The sequence below is a fragment of the Streptomyces sp. H27-D2 genome (assembly GCF_035828615.1).
Taxonomy (GTDB): Bacteria; Actinomycetota; Actinomycetes; order Streptomycetales; family Streptomycetaceae; genus Streptomyces.
In genome coordinates this window covers 1-1,612 of record NZ_JAYMZR010000174.1, presented here as the reverse complement: position 1 = coordinate 1,612, position 1,612 = coordinate 1, and the positions used below count along the sequence as shown (strand labels likewise).

3 protein-coding genes are annotated in these 1,612 nt (G+C 72.0%); 2 read left to right on the top strand and 1 reads right to left on the bottom strand.

Annotation, left to right across the window (positions count from 1 at the left end; all coding sequences use genetic code 11):
- On the bottom strand, nucleotides 1-565 hold a 565-nt coding region (locus QMK28_RS33375), incomplete at its 3' end, for a hypothetical protein (RefSeq protein WP_443050906.1).
- A gap of 202 nt (nucleotides 566-767) precedes the next feature.
- Here QMK28_RS33375 and QMK28_RS33370 point away from each other — a divergent pair.
- Complete coding sequence (locus QMK28_RS33370) at nucleotides 768-1,007, top strand: chaplin (protein ID WP_326443442.1); 240 nt, start codon at nucleotides 768-770, stop codon at nucleotides 1,005-1,007.
- Between the two features lie 395 nt (nucleotides 1,008-1,402).
- Nucleotides 1,403-1,612: helix-turn-helix domain-containing protein (locus QMK28_RS33365; protein ID WP_326443441.1), on the top strand; the 210-nt coding region annotated here is incomplete at its 3' end.

Genomic DNA, 1,612 nt, shown 5'->3' with positions numbered 1-1,612 from the left:
GGGCAACGCCGGCGAGGGCCGAGCCGGCGTTGCCCCACAGCAGTCGGCCGGAGATCCCGCAGACCGTCCCGGTCGCGCGGTGCAGCGGCTCCAGGTGGGTCCCGAGCACCACCGCGCGGAGCTGACCCGCGAGGTCGCCGGCGGCGGGCAGGGCGCGCGGGCCCGGCAGCCACAGATCGTCGGGTGAGCCGCGCTCCGGGTGCCACCACAGCCGGTCGGGCGCGAGGTCGGGCACCCGGCCGGCGAGCGCGGCCGAGCCGAGCGCCACCGACCACAGCCGGGAGGCCAGTCCCTGGAAGACGAGCGACGCGGCGATCCGCGTCTCGCTCGCGCCCAGCCGCCCGGCGACCGCCGCGACCCGCGCGCTCAGCGCCGGCGGGGCCTGGTCGCCGCCGCCGTCGCCGTTGCCGAAGCCGCCGTCGCTGTCCGCCGCGGGCCGTCGCCGGTAGAGCTCGGCGACCGGCAGGTATCCCTCGTCCGCCGGCCCCCGGCCGTCCTGAGGGTCGTCGGTGCGCAGCGCGAAGAACGGTCCGATGGCGGCGACGGCGCGCAGCGTCGAGGCCATCGGGTCGGGGGCGGCCGGACGGGCGGCGCGGGGAGAGGGCACGCGCCATCCTCCCACCGGTCCGGCAGAGGGCCACGCGGCCCAGCCGCCACCCTTTTGTGCACCGGGGCCGAAACCTCAGCGGCTTTGAAGCGTTTACCGGGTCCCAGCCTTCACGGGCTGGCGATCCTCCTTCTGTACCTCAACGAATAGGTTCGGCTTCATGTCACGTATTGCCAAGGCCGTCGTCCTCACCGCCGCTGCGGGCGTTGCCCTGTCCGGCGCCTCCGGTATCGCGGTCGCCGACTCCGGCGCCCAGGGCGTCGCCAAGGGCTCCCCCGGCGTCATCTCCGGCAACGTCGTCCAGGTGCCGATCCACGTCCCGATCAACATCTGCGGCAACACCGTCGACATCGTCGGTCTGCTGAACCCGACCTTCGGAAACGTCTGCGTCAACCACTGACGTCGCTCCGGGGCCCAGCGCCCCGGACCGGTGTGACGGGAACCCCGCCTCCGGCGTGATCGGCCCAGTCGGCCCGTCTCCCGTTCCGTCCCGTTCCAAAACCTGTGGCGCCCACCGATCCGTCGGCGGGCGCCACAGGCGTGTCCGCTCCTCAACACCTCGTTATTCACCGGGAGTTCGGCACCGCTCCGCCGGATCTTCCGCCCCCACTGCACAACGACGGACCACGCCCGGAGGTCGAACCGAGCACACGGTGCTCCCGTCTGACTCTTCCGTCAGTCTACTCGGGAGGGACGGCAAGAACCCACAGAACAAGGGTTGATTACGGGAGAAATGCAGCGGGCGCAGTGGGCCTATATTGTGATTACCACAACCCGCTGCTACGGTCCCTGACCATGGAAGAACATCCCGGGGCCCGGATCGCCGACGCGGGCGGCAATGTCACCGACCGAGTCAAACAGGTGATCACCGAGCTCGGCTGCAACCGGCGCGAGTTCGCCCGCCGGATCGTGATGGACCCCTCGAAACTGTCCCGCTCGCTCGGCGGGACACGCCGGTTCACCCTCGCCGAGATCGTGCGGATCGCGGACACGGGCGGCGCCGAC